At 50.6% G+C, this 2,921-nt stretch carries 3 protein-coding genes; 1 reads left to right on the top strand and 2 read right to left on the bottom strand.

The genetic code is table 11. The features are described 5' to 3' along the window. Positions 1–188 precede the first annotated feature (188 nt). The gene (locus tag AUK77_RS00010) at positions 189–737 is read left to right on the top strand and encodes a hypothetical protein (protein ID WP_296125050.1); all 549 of its coding nucleotides are present in this window, start codon (positions 189–191) and stop codon (positions 735–737) included. A gap of 643 nt (positions 738–1,380) precedes the next feature. On the opposite strand, the gene AUK77_RS00005 is transcribed toward AUK77_RS00010, so the two are convergent. Together AUK77_RS00005 and AUK77_RS18915 are read right to left on the bottom strand one after the other, a co-directional pair. Next, complete coding sequence (locus tag AUK77_RS00005; RefSeq protein WP_296125048.1) at positions 1,381–2,430, bottom strand: hypothetical protein; 1,050 nt, start codon at positions 2,428–2,430, stop codon at positions 1,381–1,383. 232 nt (positions 2,431–2,662) lie between these two features. Further along, the gene (locus tag AUK77_RS18915; RefSeq protein ID WP_363079340.1) at positions 2,663–2,806 is read right to left on the bottom strand and encodes a hypothetical protein; all 144 of its coding nucleotides are present in this window, start codon (positions 2,804–2,806) and stop codon (positions 2,663–2,665) included. Positions 2,807–2,921 lie beyond the last annotated feature (115 nt).

Below are 2,921 nucleotides of genomic sequence, written 5' to 3'. Positions count from 1 at the left end.
GATGCTCTATCGAATAACGCGCCACACGGCTCTCACTTCCGCCCACCGACCAAGACTCATCGAATCAACTCACACGACAACTATCCTGACGCGGCGGGAACCTGGAAAACAGGGGTAGTCCGCCCCCCACTCTTAATACGATGTCAGGCAAAAACTGTCTGGCTACATCTCGTTTTAGGAGCACGCATATGGGTGATTGGAAGGCATGTGTCGGAAAGATGAGCGACCGCGAAATAGCGCGACGCTTTGGCATTGGAGCGAGCAGCGTCGGGCGTTACCGCTACTCGCTTGGCATTCCTGAGTTTCACCCAGAAGACAGTGAGTTACCGGCTGAGTTGATTGAACAACTTGCTACAAGAACGAACTATCAACTGGCACAAGAATTCGGGGTTTCAATCAAGCACATCAAACGAAAGCGAGTTGAATTGAGAGTCCAGGAACCCAAGACTGTCAGGGAGCGCTTTAAACCCCTTGAGGACATCTGGACCAATGAAGCTATTGCTATGCTGGGGCAGATGCCAGATACGGAGGTCGCGGATCGTTTGGATATCAGCAATTTTCCAGTCAAAAAGAAACGTCACGAACTTGGAATACAGGCATACAAACGTCCGGTACCAGAAATAACACCTGAGATTGCATCTGCGTTTGGCGTCGTCTCCGACGCCGAGCTCGCCGGCCAGCTGGGTGTATCTGTGAGTTACATCCGCAGAGCGCGGACCAAGGCGAACCAGCAGTAATTGGCCGAGCTGTACCATCAAGCAAAATATCGGTGAACGTATACAAGCCGTCATCGCTGAAGGTGAGCTTGCGGACGCGGCAGTAGTAAACCAGAAGTTTACTACTGCCGCCGATAGCAAAGATTTGGCCTTGAGGACATATCGTGCCATGCACTTTTGAAAAAGTGGCCCTCAATCTAGTTTCTATTGCGGACCGTTGCAGCCGCAGTAGTGAGTGTTCGAAGGCCCTCAGCTGATGATTGGGTCAATGCTGAGTCAGGCTAATACGCTAACGCCACGCCATCACGCGGCCCGCATCCAAACGCAGGTGTATGCCGGGAACACTAAAGCGGTGCCCACTGGGCAGGTAGGCGGCATCTTCAAAGGGAAGCAGGCAGGTCGCCTCCATGTCGCGCTCAGTGCTTTCATATTAGGGCAGCCCACACACTGCACAACTCGCTTTTGCCGCGCCACTTTACAAAGCAGATGCAGCCTTACATGCCGAATACTTAGAGGAATTTCAGCCCACTTTTAGTGGGCTACATTTGGCCGCATTGAGGCTGTCGCATCAGGCAGAAGTCGGCGCAAAAGCGGCCTGTAACCTAAGGGGGCGTGTCAGCCAGCAAGAGTAATTGAAAAACCAGGCGTAGTGGCCAGGTTTATTTTAGGCGTTGGACTTGGCAGCTTTACTTTGCTCAAGTTTGGATATAAAGCTCGGATTCTCGAAAAGAGAAGGTCCATTGTGAGCTGCGTCAATAGCAGCATTATCTAGACGTGGTCGCAGTTCGAACTCCCAGTACAAAAGGTTCCAGTAGTGTTCTCCAATGCTTTCAGTGATGCCGCCATTACGGCGTACTTGCTTAGTGAATTGCTCTGACCACTGAAGCATACTGGGCAGGAAGTCCCTCACAATTGCGGTTTCCGGCAATATATAGACTTCAATTCGAGCGCCGTGGAGGCTCCTGGCGTCCATTTCGCACCTCTGTTCTAACTCACCAATCGAATTGTCAGTGAAATAGACACGGAATTTAGGGCGCTCTTTTTCTTTTGAGTGGATTCCCCACGGGGAGAATTCGTTAACGCTGATGGCATCCGCTTCCCAACCCTTACTGCTTGGGGAAACGTAGATCTGACGAGCTAGGCCAAGGCCAACCTCAGCGATTTCATCGCTTGTTAGCAGACGTTGACTGACATTGTGGCGGTCAGAAAGGTCTTTCAGATACGAGACTTTAAGGAAATTACAGTGGCTGGAAAACTCGGCAAGGCCAGCCTTAAATTTGTCGTTCTGCGCACTGCCAGGAGCATCCCCGCGTTCGGTATTAACGCCGGCGTCCTGTAGGGCCTTTAGAGCGCCTTGTATTTTTTCATCTTCAACAACCACCCATTGTGTTTGGCCATCGCGTATCAGCCTGGAGAGAGTGGCGCGGGCTGATTTGCTAGCTTTGATTCCCAAGCAATGCTTCCAAACTTCAATACATTTAACTTCACCTGTATCGGTGATTTGGATGACTATGGACTTAAAGAATTTTATGAGATCTGCTTTAGCCTCTCCGAAATGGCTCAAACCAACAACCGCCAAAAACAATCCGAGTATTTCAGCTAGGTAGTCCCTTTCAGGGTGAAGAATTAGTTCAATGCCTTTGAAGCACAGCCAAGCAAGCGCTGCGAGGACCGTGAATATAGGAATAAGTCGAGGTGTTAGAGACGAATTCATTAGCTGGAATTCCTTGTCGGGAATGAATCTTGGTTTGGGAGTGAATGGTGACCCCGTTTGAGGTGCACTTAAGGCGAATTCTTGGCGATGTAGTCAGTCAACTTGGGATTCCTGAGGCACATGTGAGCCTATGTCTGTAACCACCAGATTTGAGGACTTTCGCATGATCTGCGCACGCTACCAGACCCGACCGAGTCACGGCAGTAAAAATCCTTGGGTCGTCGAAGACACCTCATTCGGCTATGCCGCAAGGGTAACTGGACATCATGGTTTTAAGCGCAAGGCTGAGTTTGTGTTGCGTCAGAATTTCAGGGTGCTCATCACCATACTTAACAGTCATGCGAGCTAAATGCCCGGCACTGACCTCTCTGGGTATGCAGGCTCTTCCTGTGACGGCCTGAATTCATAGAATAAGTGCAACGCTTGAAACGATAGGCAGAGGGCCAGCCACCGGTAGAATCCAGGCTCTCACACCAAAGGATTCAAGCGCA

Origin of the sequence: Pseudomonas sp. Ga0074129, assembly GCA_001465025.1 — a bacterium.
Classification (GTDB): Bacteria; Pseudomonadota; Gammaproteobacteria; order Pseudomonadales; family Pseudomonadaceae; genus Aquipseudomonas.
Note: the sequence above shows the minus strand (reverse complement) of the source record. Positions and strands in the feature narration are given on the sequence as shown.

What these genes read in the sequence shown, in the direction of transcription:
- AUK77_RS00010 (WP_296125050.1), top strand. Translation starts at nt 189, where the DNA reads ATGGGTGATTGGAAGGCATGTGTCGGAAAGATGAGCGACCGCGAAATA.
- AUK77_RS00005 (WP_296125048.1), bottom strand. Translation starts at nt 2,430, where the DNA reads ATGAATTCGTCTCTAACACCTCGACTTATTCCTATATTCACGGTCCTC.